The following is a 17,456-nucleotide window of genomic DNA, read 5'->3' on the forward strand; positions in this document are numbered from 1 at the left end:
TGTCACATCTCTTCAGGGCCCGACCCGCCGGGCGCGAATGCCGGTGATCCGGGGTGGCCGTGGCTCCCGCTCCCGAGCGTGGACCCGACGCGCCACAGGTCGGAGCCGGAGGGCGTGATTGCACTGGACTCGCCCCTCGGCGTGACGGCGCACCTGGGGCAAACGGTGCTCCTGGGGCAAACGGTGCGTCACCCGTGCGCCGCGAGGGTCGGTCGCGGGGGCTCGTCGCCGTGCGGCTCTGGAGCGGCCGGTGCGACCGAGCTCGGAGGTGCGTCGAGGACGGCGCGGACGCGATCGCGCGGTTGGAACGGCGACCCCTTCGGTCCTGCGGGATCAACGGTCCGAGGACCCTGCGCGCCCACCCGCGAGGGCGGGCCGACCGCAGCCGACTCCGCGTGACCGCACCAGGGGCTCGAGGTCGTCTGCCGTGCTCCACGCGCCGTGCTCGGCGCGGCGGTACGGTCGCAGCTCGCCGCGACCTGGGGCCGAATCACGCGCCGCCGTCGGACGCCTGTTCGTTCGCGTGGCCGAGCTCGCGGCCGATGTCCCTGGCCGCCCGACGCACGACGCCGAGGACCGCGTCACGATCGAAGGCGGGATCGATGTCGATGCGTTGGACCAGTGGGACCGTGAGTGCCGCGATCGCGTGCCCCTTGCGGTCCTCGATCGGGAAGCTCGTGTCGTGGATGCCGCGCACACGCTTGCTCTCCATCTCGCAGAAGCCCTTCGCGCGGATCTCGTCGAGCGTCTCACTCAGTTCCGACAAGCGCGCGGCGACGGTCTCGTCGCTCCCGATGAGGTCCTTGCGCTCACGTTCGTCCCGGAATGCCAGCAGGACCCGTCCGGATGCCGACTCGGTCGGACTCACCGGTGTTCCCATGCGCACGGCGAAGGTCAGCGAACCCGGACAGTCCTCCTGGGCGACCACCACGCCGTTGCCGCGGTGCGGGACGACCAGGTGACAGGATTGATCGAGTTCACGCGCGACGTTCCGCAGGTGGGGGATCGCCACGTCGAGGAGCCGTCGCGAAGGCGGGTGTCGGTGGGAGAGTTCGAACAGCTTCGGCCCCAGGAAATAGCGATCGCCGGGCTTCTCGAGGGCCACGTAGTCGCGGTCCACGAGACACGAGAGCATCCGGTAGATCTCGCCCACCGTGCGGCCGAGCGCATCGGCGAGCTGCCTCTGGCTGAGACCGTCGTCGCGCAGGGAGAGGAGTTCGAGAATGTCGAGTCCCTTCTCCAACGCCGGAGCCGAGTAGCGCCCCGTGCGCTTGTCGGTATCGCCGTCCCTCTGGTTCGAACGGGTCGTCATGGTTCCCATCTTCCGTCGTCGCGTGGCGCCCTGTCAATGCAGCCGCGCCGACCGAAGTCGGCGCGGCCGCCTCGAGCCGTCGGAGCGGGCGGCTGGGTACCGTCCGGAGCTCAGTGGACGAACAGGAGTTCGCGGTACTTCGGGAGCGGCCACAGCTCGTCGTCGACCACCTCTTCGAGGCAGTCGCACGCCAGGCGGACGCGCTCCATCACCGGGAGCAGGTTCTCGCGCACGGCGAGGGCGGCGCGGGCCGCGTCCCCATGGGCCGATTCGATCGAGTCGCGAGCGGATTCGAGTGCCGTGACGGACACACGCAGCTCTCCCACCAGTTCGGCCACCCGACCCAGGAGTTCCTTCTGCGGAGCGAGGTCCGCTGCGGGCAGAGCCGCGGCCACGGCCGTGATCGACTCGGCCAGGCGGCGCTGGAACTCGACACCGGCGGGCATCACGGACGTCGCCGCCAGGTTGCGCAGCGAGAGCGCCTCGACCAGGAAACGCTCGATGTAGGCCGACGTCAGGACCTGAGCTCGCGACTCGGTCTCGCGACGCGAGAGCACGCCGTGGCGTTCGAACAGCGCCAGATTCTTCTCGTCGGTGAAGCGCACGAGCGCGGCGGGCGTGTGGGCAAGATTGAGCAGGCCACGGCGCTCGGCCTCCTGCTTCCACTCGTCCGAGTAGTTGTCACCGCTGAACAGGATGCGTCCGTGGTCGCTGAGGACCCGACGCAGGACGTCGATCGCATTCCCCTCCTTCTCGATCTCCGCGGCGAGCCGCGTCACCGAGTCGGCGACGATCGTGTTGATGACCGTGGCGGGGAAGGCGGCCGATTGGTTCGACCCGACGGCACGGAACTCGAACTTCGCGCCCGTGAATGCGAACGGCGACGTGCGATTGCGGTCGGAGTTGTGGCGCGGCAGGCGCGGCAGGGTTCCGACGCCGAGCGCCATGCGGTTGTCCTCGGCGGGCTCGTGCGCCTTGCCGCTGACGAGATTGTCCACCACGTCCTGGAGTTCCTTGCCGAGGAAGACCGAGATGATCGCCGGCGGAGCTTCGTTGGCACCGAGACGGTGGTCGTTGCCGGCCGATGCGATCGTGACCCGCAGGAGGTCCTGGTACTCGTCGACCGCGCGGACGATGGCCGTCAGGAACGCCATGAAACGCAGGTTGTCGTGCGGCGTCTCGCCCGGCTCGAGCAGGTTCTGTCCGTCGTCGGTCGCGATCGACCAGTTGACGTGCTTGCCGCTGCCGTTCACTCCGGCGAAGGGCTTCTCGTGGAGGAGGCAGGCGAAGCCGTGGCGCACCGCGACCTCCTGCAGGATCTCCATCGTCAGCATGTTGTGGTCCGTGGCGACCGCAGCCGCTTCGAACACCGGGGCCGACTCGAACTGGTGCGGCGCCACTTCGTTGTGGCGCGTCTTCACCGGCACGCCGAGCTGCCACAGCTCCTGCTCCAGGTCCATCTGGAAGTTGAGCACGCGCTGCGGCGTCTTGCCGAAGTAGTGGTCCTCGAGTTCCTGTCCCTTGGGCGGGCGCGAGCCGAGCAACGTGCGCCCACAGGCGAGCAGATCGGGGCGCAGGTGGAAGAGTCGTCGATCGACCAGGAAGTACTCCTGCTCGGGTCCGACGGTCGCCGAGACGCGCTTGATCTGGTCCTCGCCGAGGGCTCCGAGGAGCGTGCGAGCCGCCTTGTCGATCGCCTCGCAGGAACGCAGCAGCGGCGTCTTCGTGTCGAGCGCTTCGCCGGTCCAGGAGACGAAGACGGTCGGGATGGTCAGCGTGGCGCCGAAGTCGGTCTCGCGGATGAAGGCGGGCGAGCCCGGGTCCCAGCCGGTGTAGCCGCGCGCTTCGAACGTGTTGCGCACGCCGCCCGACGGGAACGAGGACGCATCCGGCTCACCGATGATGAGGTCGTTGCCGGAGAACTCCTGGATCGCGCCGCCCTCGAGCGTCGGCGAGAGGAACGCGTCGTGCTTCTCCGCCGTGGCGCCCGTCATGGGCTGGAACCAGTGGGTGTAGTGCGTCGCACCGTGCTCGAGCGCCCAGTCCTTCATGGCGTTCGCGACCGCGTCGGCGATCTGCGGCGACATCTCGACACCACTCGAAAGGCTGTGGCGCACGGCCTTGTACACCGTCTTCGGCAGCCGTCGACGTTGGACCTCGTCGTTGAACACCTTCGAACCGAAGTGCTCGGGGAGGCTGCTGCCGGGAGTCTCGCGGGGGGCCGGCCCAGCACTGGCTGCGCTCACGTCTCGGAGGGCCTGCTGGCGGGAGGAAACGCTCATGGTCGTCTCTGCGCTGGTGGAAGCGCATGGGGGGCTTCGGTGCCCCACGTTGGGTCGGATCGAGCGCGCGCGGGGTCCACCCCGGGCGCTTCGCGAGCAGGGTACGGGCCGGCACTCGTGCGCGGAAGCGGCTAGCGCTCCGGGGGGCTCGAAGTGCCCGAGTGCGGGTCGAGATGGGGCTTCGGTGGCCTACACTCGCCGATCCGAAGGCGCTGCCAGGCGCCGCTCCCCAACCGAGCCCAGACCATGACCGAGATCCGTCCCCACGCGCCCGCGAACGTCCCGTCCGTCGCCGACCCCGACCTTCCGAACTCGAGCAAGGTCTTCGAGGAAGTGGTCCACGAGGGCGAGACCCTGCGCGTGCCTCTGCGCCGGATCCAACTCTCGGGCGCGCCGGGACACCTCGACGTCTACGACACGAGCGGCCCACAGGGCTATGCCGCGGAGTCCGGCCTGCCGGCGCTCCGAGCTCCGTGGACGGCGGCGCGCGAGGCCCGCGGCGACACGAACTTCAGCCAGATGCACTACGCACGGCGGGGTGAGATCACCAAGGAGATGGCGTTCGCGGCGGCGCGCGAGGGGATGTCGCCCGAGTTCGTGCGCGACGAGATCGCCGCAGGACGTGCGATCCTCCCGGCCAATCGCAAGCACCCCGAGATCGAGCCGATGCTCATCGGGCGCGCCTTCAAGGTGAAGATCAACGCGAACATCGGCAACAGCGCGGTCGCCAGCTCGATCGACGAGGAGGTCGAGAAGCTGCGCTGGGCGACGAAGTGGGGCGCGGACACGGTCATGGACCTGTCGACCGGCAAGAACATCCACGAGACGCGCGAGTGGATCGTGCGCAACTCGGCCGTACCGATCGGCACCGTTCCGATCTACCAGTGCCTCGAGAAGGTCAACGGCAAGATCGAGGACCTGTCGATCGACCTCTTCATGGAGACGCTCGAGGAGCAGGCCGAGCAGGGCGTCGACTACTTCACGATCCACGCCGGCGTCCTGCTGCGCTACGTGCCGCTGACGGCCAAACGCTTGACCGGCATCGTGTCGCGCGGCGGGTCGATCATGGCGAAGTGGTGCCTCGCGCATCACCAGGAGAACTTCCTCTACACGCACTTCGAGCGCATCTGCGAGCTGATGAAGAAGTACGACGTCAGCTTCAGCCTCGGCGACGGACTGCGGCCCGGTTGTATCGCCGACGCGAACGACGAGGCCCAGTTCGGCGAGCTCGAGACCCTGGGCGAGTTGACCAAGATCGCTTGGAAGCACGACGTGCAGGTCATGATCGAGGGGCCCGGTCACGTGCCCATGCACAAGATCAAGGAGAACATGGACAAGCAGCTCGAGCTGTGCCACGAGGCGCCGTTCTACACGCTGGGTCCGCTCACCACCGACATCGCGCCCGGCTACGACCACATCACGTCGGGCATCGGCGCGGCGCAGATCGGCTGGTACGGCACGGCGATGCTGTGCTACGTGACGCCGAAGGAGCACCTCGGCCTGCCGAACCGCGACGACGTCAAGCAGGGCGTCATCACCTACCGCATCGCGGCGCACGCCGCCGACCTGGCGAAGGGCCACCCGCGCGCCCAGGAGTGGGACGACGCGCTCAGTCGCGCGCGCTTCGAGTTCCGTTGGGAGGACCAGTTCAACCTGGCGCTCGACCCGGTGACGGCGCGTTCGTACCACGACGAGACGCTCCCCGCCGAAGGCGCGAAGACCGCGCACTTCTGCTCGATGTGCGGACCGAACTTCTGTTCGATGCGCATCACCGAGGACGTCCGCAAGGCCGCGGCCGAGATGGGAGTGGCGGAGGACGAAGCTCTGCGAGCGGGCCTCGCCGAGAAGGCGGCCGAGTTCCGCGCGAAGGGCGGCGAGATCTACCGCGAGGCCGAGGCGGCCGGTCCGAAGTGACGTGGTGCGCGCACGGCGGCCCCGCAGCGTCGGGGTCGGTCGTGCGGCCGTCGCTCCGATCCGCGCCCTCGGTGGCCCCGTTCTGGGGGAGTGGGGGCCGCGAGGAACGGTGCCGTGGAAGCGGTGTTCCAGCGCCGCAGCTCCCGCGGCGTCGACCACCGTCGCACCGGGCCGGGACGGGTTCCGCCGCGTGTTCGCTGCGAGCCTAGGAGCGCGTGGGGGAGAAGCGCATGGGGGACAGGGACGCGAAGGCGGTCTCCGCCCGTCCTTCGATGGCGTCCGCGACGACGGCGGCGGCCGCGAGTCCACAGGTGATGCCGTGTCCTCCGAGCCCAGCGGTCCAGTACAGCCCGGCGACGAGGGGGTCCGGTCCGAGCGCGAACTCGCCGTCCGCCGCGAAGGTACGCACGCCGCACCAAGGGTCGAGAGGTGCGCGGTCGAAGGGGGGACGCAGGTGGCGTTGCATGGCCCGACCGAGGCTCTCGAGGGCTGCCGCGTCCAGGTCGTACCCGTCGGGATCGACGGCTGTGCTGTCGCAGTTGCACACGAGCAGTCCGCCCCGGGCGGGGCGCGAGTAGAAGTTGTCGCCGTGGTTCCAGACCACGGGCCAGCTGGGATCCACGACCGCTCCGACGCCATCGGGACCGGCTCCTTCGGGGCGTGCGATGGCCGCGTGCCTGCGGCGCGCCTCGAAGTGCAGCGGTGAGCCCGCGGCGCGCGCGAATCCGTCGGCCCAACCGCCCGTGGCGAGCACGACCGCGTCGGCGGCGATCATCGGCCCGCGGTCCAGATGGACACCGCGCACCGCGCCGTCCTGGGTCTCGATGCTCGCGACGTTCGCGGCGAACACCAACCGTCCCGAGCGACGTGCGATCGCCGCGAGCAGTCCGTCGCGGAGTCGATCCAGGTCGATGGTCCCCTCGCGATCCGACCACAGGGCGAACTTGGCGGGAGTGCCCACGTGCGGCAGTGCGCGCAGTGCGGTCGTCGGGTCGACGATCTCGTAGAGCGTTCCCGCGGCTCGCGCAGCCGCCCCCATGCGCTCGAGGGTCTCGGCGCCGGCGTCCTCGTTCGCGATCAGCAGGACACCGACGGGGTCGACGAGCGACCGCTCCGCCAACTCGGGGTCCGGTTCGATCAACGCCCGTGCGCCGCGCGCCGCCAGCTCGCACAGGACCTCCGACTCGACGACGCTGCGCAGGATCCCGGCGTTCGATCCGCTGGAGCCGGTGAAGGCCGAACTCGAGCGTTCGAGGATCGTGACGTCGTGCCCGCGCCGTGCCAGCTCCCAGCCAGTGGCCAGTCCGCCGATCCCCGCGCCGACCACGACCGTGTGCGCGGGACCTCCGAGAGGGCGTCGGCGTGCGCTGGAAGGGGAGTGGGGCGTCGAGGGCGAAGGGGACATCGATGCGGCGCAGAGCCGGGGTGAGGTCGTGCACCGCCGGCTGCTCACGATCCTAGCTCGCCTCGCAATCGATCACGACCACCGTGCTGGCTCCCTCGACTCGGCGTGGTTCGGGCGACGGACCGGGCGAGCCATCGGTCGGCGAACCACCCGTTCACGACGAACGCCGGCGTGCCCCGCCACTGCGGCCGGAACCAGGTCCTGCGCGACCCCGTGGACAGCGTGCCGGCCCGTTCCCCGAGAGTCTCGGAGCGCTCGACCGAGCCTTTGCGAATCGCCCTGGCGCCGTGCGTGGTCACGCCCCTGCGTCGCACGAGGTGCTCCACTCGATCGTCCCGCGCCCGGCCGCGAGATCCGAGCGGGCGCATTCCGGCCGGTCTCTGGCACCACGGTCGAAGGTCCTCGCCGTCCCGATCTCGCTCACCCCCGCTCGTCGAAGCGATCGCACCCCGGGCACCGGTCCGGGCAGCCGCACGGGTCGTCGACCTCGAGCGAATCGCACGGGCCGTGGCGGCCCACGAAGTGCCGGCGAGCGAACCAGGATCGATCGCCCTCTGCGTCGGCGCACTGCCCCGCAGCGGACGCGCGCCGCGGACCGCGTGCGCCACAGCGGCGCTCTCGTGAGGTTCGCTCCGACGGTGTCGCGTCGTCGAGGTGGGCAGCAGCGGCCCGTCGGAACCTCGAGTGGGGCCCCTCGACTCGCACCCCGATCGGTGCGCGTGGATCTAGTCGCTCTGCGGCGGATCCGTCGATCGCTCGGCGCCGTCCGAGCGCGCCGAGCGGCCCACGACGGCCAACGCACAGGCGAGCACGAGTCCGAGCAGCCCGAGCACGTAGCCCGTGCGCGCACCCGGGGTGTGGTAGGTCGCCGTCACGCGCTGTGCGCCCGCGGGCACCGGGATCGCGGTGACGATCCCGTCGGTGCGGCGGAAGGTCGTCGCGACGCCGTCGACCTCGACCGTCCAGCCCGGGTTCGTCGACCACGTCTCGGACAGCACGATCACACGCGGCTCGTCGCTCGGATCGAGGTCGACGTGCGTTCGGTTCGGCCCGTCGCGTTCGAGGGTACCGGCCGACCTGGGCTGGTCCTCGTTGCCGAGCGCCGCACCGATCGCTCTCCAGGTGTCCTCGTCCGGATCGACCGTCGTCTCGATGACCACAGCGTCGACGTCCGCGGGTCGCGGCGCGCCGTCGACGCACAGGACGAGGTCCCACAGCGCGCGTTCGGCCGCGTCGGGTCGATCCTCCGCCGTGTACGCGATCAGCGTCGTGTCGATCGGATTCGCCACGTCGTCGAGCATCCGGTAGGCCAGGCGCAGATCGTCGTCCCCGAAGAGGGCCACGACCTGGCGCGGTGCCATGACCCGGGGGCGCGCGTAGCGGTTGTCCACGAGACTGCGGCCTTCGATGCCGACCGGATCGAGCTGCACCATCTGCTCGCGTCGCGGCGCGTTGCCCAGGGAGGAGACCAGGTAGCGCGCGCTCATCACACCTGCTCGCCGCGGTCGTTCGGACTCCTCGAGCAGGCGCTCGCCGTCGCGGTACAGGTGCCGTTCGAGCGTGCGCGGCCAGATGTAGCCGAGGAAGCCGCCCAGCGTCTCGGCGCCCAGTGCGGTCGTGATGAACTGCTCGTTCTTCCCGCCGAGCGTGCGCGTCTCGCCGTCCGGTGAGTCCGTCGGCTTGCCGATCCACCACACGCGCCACTCGTCGCCGGCCTTGCGCGCGGCCTCGGGCCAGCGCTTGTACCGCGCGACCAGGTCCGCGACGGGGTGCGGGCGCGAGATGATCCCGTGGAACACGTCGCGGTTGACGAGCAGGAGCGGCAGCAGGGCGAGCGGTAGGGCGAAGGCGATGGCCGGTGCGAAGCGTCGCTCCACCCGGTCGGGAAGGCGTTCGACGAGGAGCCCGACGCCGAGTGCGCCGACCACGGGCCAAGCCAGGTTCACGAGCGTCCACAGGCGATCGGGTCCCGTGCGGACCAGGGTGAACGGCGGGCCCAGCGCGTAGAGCCAGCTGTAGAACGGGCCGGCGGCGAAGAAGGTCGTGACGATCGCGACCACGCCGAGGAAACGCACCACTTCGTTGCGGCGTCCTAGCCAGAGTCCGAGCGCGAACAGCGCCAGCCCGAGTCCCTGAGCGGTCCGCAGGACGAGCCCCTCCCACAGGGTCGCGAGCGCGAACTTGTTGCCGCCGAGCCCGCGCGCGCTCGCGATCCCCTCCGGTACCGCGTCGACGCGGTTCGTGCTGGGCAACCAGCTGAAGTAGGGCAGGAACTTCGCCAGCGCGAGCAGTCCGGCGGCGACCACCGCGGGCAGGATCCAGCGCAGGGTGCGCTGCCGCGCCGCCGCGCCGTCGAACAGACCGAAGCGCACGGTCCACAGTGCGCAGAACAGGCTGCCGAAGAGCAGCACGTACAGACCTCCCGACGTCGCGAGCAGGCCTCCGAGCAGCGCGAGCGCCGCCGCCCACGGACCGGGGCGCCGACCGCGCAGCGTGCCCTCGATCGCGAGCACCGTCCACGGCAGCAGCATGTGCGCCGCGCCGTACTCGACGAGGTTCAGGTTCTCGAGCCGCGTGTAGTAGTTGAGCGTGAACAGCGCGCTGCAGACCGTCGCGGCGACCGTGCCGCGCCCCGGGCGGCCGAGCCGCTCACGCCACAGGTGCGACGCCAGGACGAACGCTCCCAGCGCGCCGACCGCCATGTGCGCCAGGATGAACAGGTTCATCGCGCGCGCCGGATCGAGGAACGCCGCCGCCAACAGCGCGGGCGGATAGAGCGTCGGCATCTCCGGGTTGGCGTGGAACGGACTGCCGCCGTAGAGCAGGTGCTGCCAGTGCGGAAGCTCGCCGTGGTTCTGGAGCGCGTCGCACAGGACTACGAAGCGCGGGAACTGGAGCTGCGCGTGGTCGAGGGCGTAGAAGAGCACGTCCTCGGTCACCATCTGGCGGTGGACGACGATCGGCAGCAGGAGCGCGAAGAGTGCGGCGACGACGTGTACGAGCCGTGCTCGCCCGCTCGTCCGCGCGACTTCGATCGAGGGGCCCGTCACCGTCCGCCGCCAGCGCTCGAACCGTTCGCGTCCTGCGGCGTGTCGGCCCCTTCCTGTGGGGCGTCGATCGGCGCGTCACCGCCCGCGGAACCGCCGTCCTCGGAATCCTCGTCGCCCGGCACCGCGTACCCGAGCGCCTCGAGGATCTCGCGACTCGCGTCGGACGTCTCCGTCGTGCCCTCGAACCTCAGTTCGCCGCGCCAGGTGCCGATCAGTTCCTCGAGGCGCACCACCTGGGGCGGGTACTTGTCCGCCAGGTTGCGCGGGAGTTCGTTGGCCGGCTGCGGGCGCAGCAGTTCGCGCGTCGGACGCCCCTCGCCGAAGCGCGCCACGCCGTGCTCGACCAGGTGCCAGCCGCGCGTGTCCACCACGCTGGTGATCTCGCGGCCGTAGCCGTAGACCTGCTCGCGCGTCGGCGCCCGCGAGCCCTGCAGCGCGATACCGTCCAGTGGACCAGCGGGATCCACGTCGAGTGCGCGCAGCACGGTGGGGTGGATGTCCACGTTCGCCGACAGTCCTTCGAGTCGCGCACCGGCGGTGAACCCGGGTCCGCGCACGATCAGCGGCGTGCGCCAGACCTGGTCGTAGAACCAGCCCGTGTGACCGACGGTGAAGAGGTGGGAGAGCCCGTTGGGGAGTCCACCGACCTTCTTCAGGGTGTACTCGACGTTGCGTGGGTAGTCGCGGTACTCCCACAGCATCTCGCCGTGGTCCGACGCGAAGACGATGAGCGTGTCGTCGAGGACTCCGTACTCGCGGAGTTGCTCGATCAACGAGCCGACGAAGCGATCCGTCGCGCGCACCTCGCCGTCGTAGCGGTTGCTGTCCGCGATGAACTCCGCGCTCGCCTCCGCCAGGGTCGCCGCGCCGCCGTGATCGGGATCGAGATTCTTCAGCTCGTCCCAGCCGCTCGACCAACGCTGCCTGAGAGCAGGTTCGTGGAGACGCGTGCCGGTCGCCGTGTACAGGTCGTCCTGAGGCAGTGGGGCGTACGGATGGTGCGGGTCCATCATGTGCAGCCACGCGAACCACGGACGGCCCGGATCCTCGCGTGCTTCGTACCAGGACGCGAAGGCGCGCAGCACGACTCCGCCTCGCGCCTGGCCCAGCGGGTAGAGCTCGAAGTGGTCGTAGCCGCGGTCGAATCCGGCATGGCGCCCGAGCACCGGATTGGCGACGAACGCGGCGGTCTCGACTCCCGCCTCGGACAGCACCTCGGACAGCAGCGGTACCGTCGAGCGGGGCGCGTCGAACTCCTCGCCCACGTACAACCCACTGAGCATCGACTGCATCGACGGACGCGTCCACGATCCCTGCGATCGGTTGTCGAGGTACAGCGTGCCCTCGTTGGCGAGGCGGTCGATGGAAGCCGTCGGTCGTTCGTAGCCGTAGGCCGAGAGCCGGTCGGCGCGCAGCGTGTCGACGACCAACAGGATCACGCCCGTGGCGCGCTCAGCGCTCGACGCCTCGTCGCGTCCGCCGACCGCGCCGAACTCGTCCGCGGCGCTCGCACCGCTGTCCGTCGCGGCAGGACCCTTCGCTCCGCTCGGGCTCGCCGGTTCGCTCGCGTCGTCGGGCGCGCTGGCCGGCGAGTTCGACCCTTGGCCGTCCGCGCACCCGAAGGTGGCGGCGGCGACCAGGAGTGCGAGGACCGTTCGGCGAGCGCGGTCAGAACGCCCGCTGGAGCTGGGTCGCATCGACGACTCAGCGCGCGAGCGCGCGCACCAGGTAGCCCGCGGGAACGGGACCGGCGGCGAGCAGGTGGCGGTGGAACTCGGCGGGATCGAAGGCGACGCCCGCGGCGCTGCGCGCACCGTCGTAGAGCGACTCGAGCTTGCGTGCGGTGATCCACGTCGACAGTGCCACGGCCGGACGTGCGATCACGCGATCCAAGCTCTCTTCGAGTTCGTCGTCCGAGACCGGAACGTGCGCGCGCAGGAACTCGAGGGCCTGCTTGCGTCCCCAGCCGTCGTGGTGGATCGCGAAGTCCATCGCGGCCAGCGCCGCCGCTTCGAGGCGCACGAGTGCGGCGCCCAGCTGGTCGCCGGGCGTGGTCAGGAGCCCGGTGCTCGAGCCGATCGCGAGCGAGTAGAGACCGAATCCGCGACCGGACGCCTCGGTGGCCAGGTGGCGCCGGAAGCGCGGCAGCGCCGGGTTCTCGATGGCGCCCGTGGTCCACAGGTGCCGTCCAGGAAGGAGCTCGACGATGGACAGCGCCCGCACCTCGTGGATGGAGCGGTTGCCCAGGCGCGCGGTGTCGACGAACACGCGCGTCGGCGTGCGTTCGCCGCCCGCGATCGTGGTGAACGCCGCGCCGCCACCACCGGCCGCGGGCCACAGGGACTCGACCCGGAAGCCCGTCGCCGGAATGGAGCCGAAGGCGCGCGGAAGCACGCCGCGGGCTTCGCGAGCTCGGGCTTCGATCGCGGCGATCACGGCGTCGCCGTCGCGCGGCGAAGCGTCGGCGTCCGCGGCCAGCGTCGTACGCAATCGGCGCAGGTCCTCGACGCCGACCACGTCGCGGGCCAGGACGACGACGTCGCGTTCGAGTCGACCCACGTCGTCGACGCAGCGCGCGTAGTCCTCGGGGGATGCGACACCTTCGCCGAGTTCGCGTGCGAGCAGCGTCCAGTACAGCTCGCGCCCGTCGCGCAGGTGCACGAGACCGATGCGCTGGGGTCCGCGCGCCTCGGGCAGCAGCTCGTCGACGAGCGTCGCGCGCAGGCGAGCGATGGCCGGCTGCACCTCGTCCTCGACGATGCGCAGCACCTGTTCGAGGAAGAGCCCGCGGGCTTCCGCGTCGAGCGGATCGTTCGACGCCGGGATCAGGACGCGCGTGCCGAGAGCGCGGATCTCTCCGCGCTGCAGGTGCCGGTTGACGCGGCGCAGTTCGAGCTGTGCGGACGCGTCGCCGTAGATCTCGGTCGCCAGGGTCGCGAGCGGCTTCTCGGCCGGTAGGTCGACCCACCGTCCGCCACCCAGGGCCGGGATCACGAGCGGGTGGTCCATCGGATCGGCTTCGAGCATCGCGTCGCACATGGACACGATCGTCTCGAGCGCAACCACCGGTGCGATCGATCCACGGCCCGCGGCGCGTTCCAGCGCTTCGCGACTCTTGCGGATCGAATCGGGGATCAGGTTCCAGCGGGCGAGCAGTTGGTCGCGTTCGCGCTGGGTCTCGACGGGCTGGACGTAGGGCAGCGTCGCGGTCGAGACGAGCAGGTCGATCAGACGACCGGGGTCCCACTCGTCGTAGCCGCGCTGGAGCATGTCGCTCTCGGTCCGCACCGTGCGCAGCAGGAGATCGCGCGTCAGGCGATCGTCCTCGTCGAGCGAGCCGTCGGAGATGTCGACCACGCGTCGCTCGATGAACCACAGCGAGTCGCGCCGGTTCTTGCGGCCGATGGGCGAAATGTCGCTGACGTCACCGTTGAAGCGCGGATCGCCCAGCGAACTGGCGAACTCCGGGTGCGAGGCGAGGTACCCGTTCCAGTGGGCCTCCGTCACCGCTCCCAGAGCGCCGGACTCGATGTAGCCCTTCGCGTCCGGCCACAGGCCCACGTCCGAGGGCGGCGGCGGGGCGATCGAGGCGCAGGAACTGGCGAGGAGGACGACGAGAAAGGGGGTGCTGCGAAACGTCATGGCGCCGCCATGGTAGCCACCGAGGGCGGGCGAACGGCGCGTTCAATCGGCGTCCGGATCGCACCGCCGGTGGGCGGGGCGGGCGCTGGGGCTCGAGGGCCGCACGCGCCCCGCCGGCCACGGGGCGAACTCCGAAGGACGAGCGCGGATCCGGTTCCCGACGCTCGCCGCAGCGCGCCCCGTCGCCCGGTCACCCACGCGCCCGAAGCTCAGCCAGGCGCGCCGCTGCGTTCGGCGTCGGACGCGCCACCTTCGAGCGCATGGGTCCGCAGGTCCAGGACGTGCGCCAACGCGCAGAGCACCAAGCTGTGGCGGATCGCGCCGCCGTGCACCGCCGCTCGCACCGCGGCCGGGTCGAGCAGGTCGACCCGCAGGTCCTCGCCGGCGTCGGGCTCGGGCGGTCCGACCCGCTCGGCGTCCAGCGCGAGCCAGTGGTGGATCGCGTTGTCGTGGATCGCCGGATTCGGATCGATCGACCCGAGGTGGATCCAGCGCGACGCCACGTAGCCGGTCTCCTCGGCCAGTTCGCGACGCGCCGCTGTGCCGTGGTCCTCGCCCGGGTCGACCATCCCGCCCGGAATCTCGAGCGTGACGGTCGACGTGCCGAAGCGGAACTGCCGCACGAACACGAGTCGGCCCTCGGTGTCGACGGCCACGACGTTCACCCAGTCCGGCGTCTCGAGCACCAGTCGTTCGAAGCGCTCGCCGGTGCGCGGATTCTCGAGGTCGTCGAAGCGCACGTCGAACAGCGCGAGCCGCGGCCCCGGGCGCGATCCGTGGCGCGGCCAGGGACGAGGGGCGTCACCGGGTGTCGAGTCGGGAAGCGTGTGGTCCATCGCGCGGTCGTCGGTGAAGGTCTGGGGCGTCGTCCCGAGATCCGCTCGCCCGCGGCGGTTCGGCCGGACGCACTGGCCCTCGGACACGGCGCGCACCATAGTGCCCCCCCGTGACCCGTCCCAGCACTCCCGAGTCCGCGCCCGGTTCCGCACGCGCGGGTCACCTCGCCCTGATCGTCGTCCAACTCGTCTTCGGCCTCTTCCCGGTCTTCGTGAAGCTGGCGGTGAGCGGTGGACTCGCGCCCCAGGCCCTGGCGGCCTGGCGACTGGGCTTCGGGTCGATCGCGGTCGGAGCCGTCGCCTTCGCGCTGCACGGTCGCGCCGCGATTCCGGCGCGGCGCTTGATGCCGAAGCTGATGGTGTGCTCGCTGCTCGGCGTGCTCGCGAACCAACTACTCGCGCTGGAAGGCACCGCACGCACGTCGGCCTCGAGCGCGGGCCTGCTGATGACGCTCATCCCCGTCTTCACGTTCGTGATCGCGGCGATCTCGCGCGTCGAGCGCTTCACCGTGCGTCAGCTCATGGGCGTCCCGGTCGCGATGTGCGGCGCGCTGTGGCTGTTGCTCGCGGCCAAGAGCGGCGCGGTGCCGGGCAGCGATCCGGTGCTCGGCAACGGCCTGATCGTCCTCAACACGCTCTGCTACGCGGGCTACCTCGTCTACTCGCGCAGCGTGTTGCGCGAGCTGCCGCCCGCGGTCTTCCTGTTCTGGGCCTATCTCCTGTCGCTGCCCGCCGCGCCGTTCCTGGCCCACGGCGAAGCGCTCTTCCCGACGACGACGGATCCCGAGTTGCTGGCGCGCAGCTGGTGGGGGCTCGGTCTCCTGCTCGTCGGGCCGACGTTCCTGGCCTACCTGCTGAACACGTTCGCGCTCACCCGCGTCCCGGCCAGCGTCACCGCGATCTACATCTACATGCAGCCGTCGATCGCGGCGCTCGGCGCGGCGCTGATCCTCGACGAGCGGCCCACGATCGACCTGGCGATCTCCGCCGCGCTCGTCTTCGCCGGGATCGCACTCGTCACGTTGAAGCGGCGCCCGCGCGGGATCGCCCAGGTGGCGCCGATCGCTCCCGCGGTGGGGCGCCGCGACGACGCCGCGAGCTGATCGCGAGCGCGGTTCGTGCCCGTCCCTTGACGAGGAACGGCCGCGCCACCCGTCGGGGCAGCGCGGCCGTTCGCACTCGAGAGGCGCCCGTGCGGACGCCGTCCGGGGTCAGGGCTGGAAGATCTCGGCCGACGCGGCCAGACCACCGACCATGAGGACCGCGCCGGTGTCGAGCTGGCGCAGGACCGGCAGGGTGCGCGCGTCCGACATGTCGCCGGCCTGGACGACCGAGCCGGGGCCGAGGATCACGTCCGCCACCGCGGACGCGCCGACGAGCGGGTTCAGCGGATCGCTCAGGTCGAGTTCGAAGCCGCCGGCGACGAGCACCTCGCCGTTCGTCAGCAGGAGGCCCGAGCACAGGAAGCGGCCGACGGACAGATTCGCGTAGTTCGCGAAGCTGCCGCCGAACGTGCCGGGCGTGTAGCGCTCGATCGACGCGAGCGACGAGACCACGATGTCGGCCGGGTTGCCGCTCGCGATCGCCGGTCCGAAGTCGGCCGTCAGACCGCCGATCAGGACGACGCTGCCGTCGGCCAGGGTCAAGGCTTCGTGCCCCGCGCGCGCGGTGCCGAGGAAGGCCGGGAAGAACGAGTAGCTGTTGGTCCCCGGCGAGTAGTCGCTCGACGTTCCGGACACCGTCGGCAGGTTGAGGAACGGGATCACGCTCACGCCACCGGCGAGCAGGACGTTGCCGTTGCCGCGCTTGGTGGCCGAGTGCAGCACGCGCTTCTCGGGCAGGTTGGCCGCCGGCGTGAAGGTGTTGGTGGTCGGGTCGAAGATCTCGGTCGAGGCCTGGATGTCGTTCGCGAGCGACAGCAGCGTGTTGATGTCGAGCAGGCTGGCCGGGTCGGTGAGATCGATGCCGATCGTCCGGAGTCCGCCGGCGATGAACACGCGTCCGTCGTTCAGCAGCGTCGACGTGTGGCCCAGTCGAGCGTTGTTCATGGTCAGGGCCAGCGACGTCTGGGCGACGGGGTCGTAGACGAACGCGTCGGAAGTGGGCGTTCCGTCCAGCGCGTTCAGACCACCGGCGAACAGGATCCGGCCGTCGGCGAGGACCGTGGTGCTCGTGAAGGCCGGCGCGGCGAAGGGAACGATGGCGTCCGAGAACTCCTCGAGGCGCGGGTCGAAGGTCGTCGCGATCGCGCCCGAGCCACCGACGAACGTCAGCGCGCCCTTGTCGCCCTCGAGGATCGCGCCACCGGCGATCGCCGCTGCAACGGACGGTTGACCGAAGCTGTCGCGGAACGTGCGCGGCGCCGAGACGGGCAGACGCGTCAGGTTGCTGACGTCGGCGAGCGGGAAGCCGAGCACGGCCTGGGCGCGGAAGACCTCACCGACGAAGGCGGGATCGGTGGGCAGTGTCGCGGCGAAACTGCTCTCGCCGCTCGCGTTCGTGAAGCCGAAGGCCCCCACGTCGAGGCTGAACTGGAACAGGTCGATCGGGATGTCGAGCGTCAGTCCGAAGATCGGCGTCGGCGTCTCGGTGACCCCGAACAGCAGGAAGTAGAAGTCGCTGGCGGGCGCGCCCGAGATCTCCCACTTCGCGATCTTGCCGAGCGCGCCGCCCTTCTGGACGAGGCAGGGCTGTTGGGCGAAGGCGGGGGCGGAGAGGAGGGCGATGGCGCTGAGCGCGAGGGTCGTGGAACGCATGCTTCGTGGGAGGGGGCGCGAGTGCGGCCTTGCGGTCGGAGGACGGCGTGTTCCGTGAACGCAGCTCGTCTCGTGTTCTGGGTGGGTGGGATCCGGGCGCGGCCGGACCGGACCGACACCGCGGAGCACCCGACGGGAAGTCTATCCGGCGAGCGACGGACCCGCGGGACTGCCCGAGCGACGCGGCACCGCCACGCGCTTCGCTCGCGCCCGGTTCGGCGCCAGGTCCGTGCTGTGCAAGGCCCTACGTCGATCCCGA

Annotated in this window: 10 protein-coding genes; 2 read left to right on the forward strand and 8 right to left on the reverse strand. The window is 70.7% G+C overall.

Translation table 11 applies throughout. The features are described from left to right. Positions 1–490: 490 nt before the first annotated feature. Together Pla163_RS07935 and Pla163_RS07940 are read right to left on the reverse strand one after the other, a co-directional pair. Positions 491–1,312, reverse strand: coding sequence for an IclR family transcriptional regulator (locus Pla163_RS07935; protein WP_419186443.1), 822 nt, complete (start codon positions 1,310–1,312; stop codon positions 491–493). A gap of 110 nt (positions 1,313–1,422) precedes the next feature. Beyond that, positions 1,423–3,594, reverse strand: coding sequence for a glutamine synthetase III family protein (locus Pla163_RS07940; RefSeq protein WP_145186197.1), 2,172 nt, complete (start codon positions 3,592–3,594; stop codon positions 1,423–1,425). Between the two features lie 246 nt (positions 3,595–3,840). On the opposite strand from Pla163_RS07940, the gene thiC reads away from it, so the two are divergent. Beyond that, complete coding sequence (gene thiC / locus Pla163_RS07945) at positions 3,841–5,508, forward strand: phosphomethylpyrimidine synthase ThiC (RefSeq protein ID WP_145186200.1); 1,668 nt, start codon at positions 3,841–3,843, stop codon at positions 5,506–5,508. Between the two features lie 205 nt (positions 5,509–5,713). Here the strand turns inward: thiC and Pla163_RS07950 are convergent, their stop codons facing one another. The 5 genes from Pla163_RS07950 to Pla163_RS07970 all read right to left on the reverse strand — a co-directional run bounded on the left by Pla163_RS07950 (position 5,714) and on the right by Pla163_RS07970 (position 14,441). After that, the gene (locus tag Pla163_RS07950) at positions 5,714–6,835 is read right to left on the reverse strand and encodes an NAD(P)/FAD-dependent oxidoreductase (protein ID WP_419186444.1); all 1,122 of its coding nucleotides are present in this window, start codon (positions 6,833–6,835) and stop codon (positions 5,714–5,716) included. Positions 6,836–7,638: 803 nt separating this feature from the next. Then, positions 7,639–9,963: a glycosyltransferase family protein gene (locus Pla163_RS07955; protein WP_145186206.1), complete on the reverse strand. Its 2,325-nt coding sequence runs from the start codon at positions 9,961–9,963 to the stop codon at positions 7,639–7,641. After that, a complete protein-coding gene (locus tag Pla163_RS07960; RefSeq protein WP_145186209.1) occupies positions 9,960–11,660 on the reverse strand; it encodes a sulfatase in 1,701 nt (566 codons plus the stop codon). The genes Pla163_RS07955 and Pla163_RS07960 overlap by 4 nt, the downstream gene beginning before the upstream one ends. A gap of 7 nt (positions 11,661–11,667) precedes the next feature. Next, positions 11,668–13,605 (reverse strand): DUF885 family protein, encoded by a 1,938-nt coding sequence (locus tag Pla163_RS07965; RefSeq protein ID WP_145186212.1) that lies wholly within the window; start codon positions 13,603–13,605, stop codon positions 11,668–11,670. A 209-nt stretch (positions 13,606–13,814) separates the two neighbouring features. Continuing rightward, a complete protein-coding gene (locus tag Pla163_RS07970; RefSeq protein WP_419186445.1) occupies positions 13,815–14,441 on the reverse strand; it encodes an NUDIX hydrolase in 627 nt (208 codons plus the stop codon). 110 nt (positions 14,442–14,551) lie between these two features. Here Pla163_RS07970 and Pla163_RS07975 point away from each other — a divergent pair, with 110 nt between their 5' ends. After that, the gene (locus Pla163_RS07975; RefSeq protein ID WP_145186218.1) at positions 14,552–15,544 is read left to right on the forward strand and encodes a DMT family transporter; all 993 of its coding nucleotides are present in this window, start codon (positions 14,552–14,554) and stop codon (positions 15,542–15,544) included. Between the two features lie 108 nt (positions 15,545–15,652). On the opposite strand, the gene Pla163_RS07980 is transcribed toward Pla163_RS07975, so the two are convergent. After that, on the reverse strand, positions 15,653–17,197 hold the full coding sequence (locus tag Pla163_RS07980; RefSeq protein ID WP_145186221.1) for a Kelch repeat-containing protein: 1,545 nt from the start codon (positions 17,195–17,197) through the stop codon (positions 15,653–15,655). Between the last annotated feature and the right edge of the window lie 259 nt (positions 17,198–17,456).

The organism is Rohdeia mirabilis, assembly GCA_007750655.1.
Taxonomy (GTDB): Bacteria; Planctomycetota; UBA1135; order UBA1135.

What these genes read in the sequence shown, in the direction of transcription:
- Pla163_RS07935 (WP_419186443.1), bottom strand. Translation starts at nt 1,312, where the DNA reads ATGACGACCCGTTCGAACCAGAGGGACGGCGATACCGACAAGCGCACG.
- Pla163_RS07940 (WP_145186197.1), bottom strand. Translation starts at nt 3,594, where the DNA reads ATGAGCGTTTCCTCCCGCCAGCAGGCCCTCCGAGACGTGAGCGCAGCC.
- thiC (WP_145186200.1), top strand. Translation starts at nt 3,841, where the DNA reads ATGACCGAGATCCGTCCCCACGCGCCCGCGAACGTCCCGTCCGTCGCC.
- Pla163_RS07960 (WP_145186209.1), bottom strand. Translation starts at nt 11,660, where the DNA reads ATGCGACCCAGCTCCAGCGGGCGTTCTGACCGCGCTCGCCGAACGGTC.
- Pla163_RS07965 (WP_145186212.1), bottom strand. Translation starts at nt 13,605, where the DNA reads ATGACGTTTCGCAGCACCCCCTTTCTCGTCGTCCTCCTCGCCAGTTCC.
- Pla163_RS07970 (WP_419186445.1), bottom strand. Translation starts at nt 14,441, where the DNA reads ATGGACCACACGCTTCCCGACTCGACACCCGGTGACGCCCCTCGTCCC.
- Pla163_RS07980 (WP_145186221.1), bottom strand. Translation starts at nt 17,197, where the DNA reads ATGCGTTCCACGACCCTCGCGCTCAGCGCCATCGCCCTCCTCTCCGCC.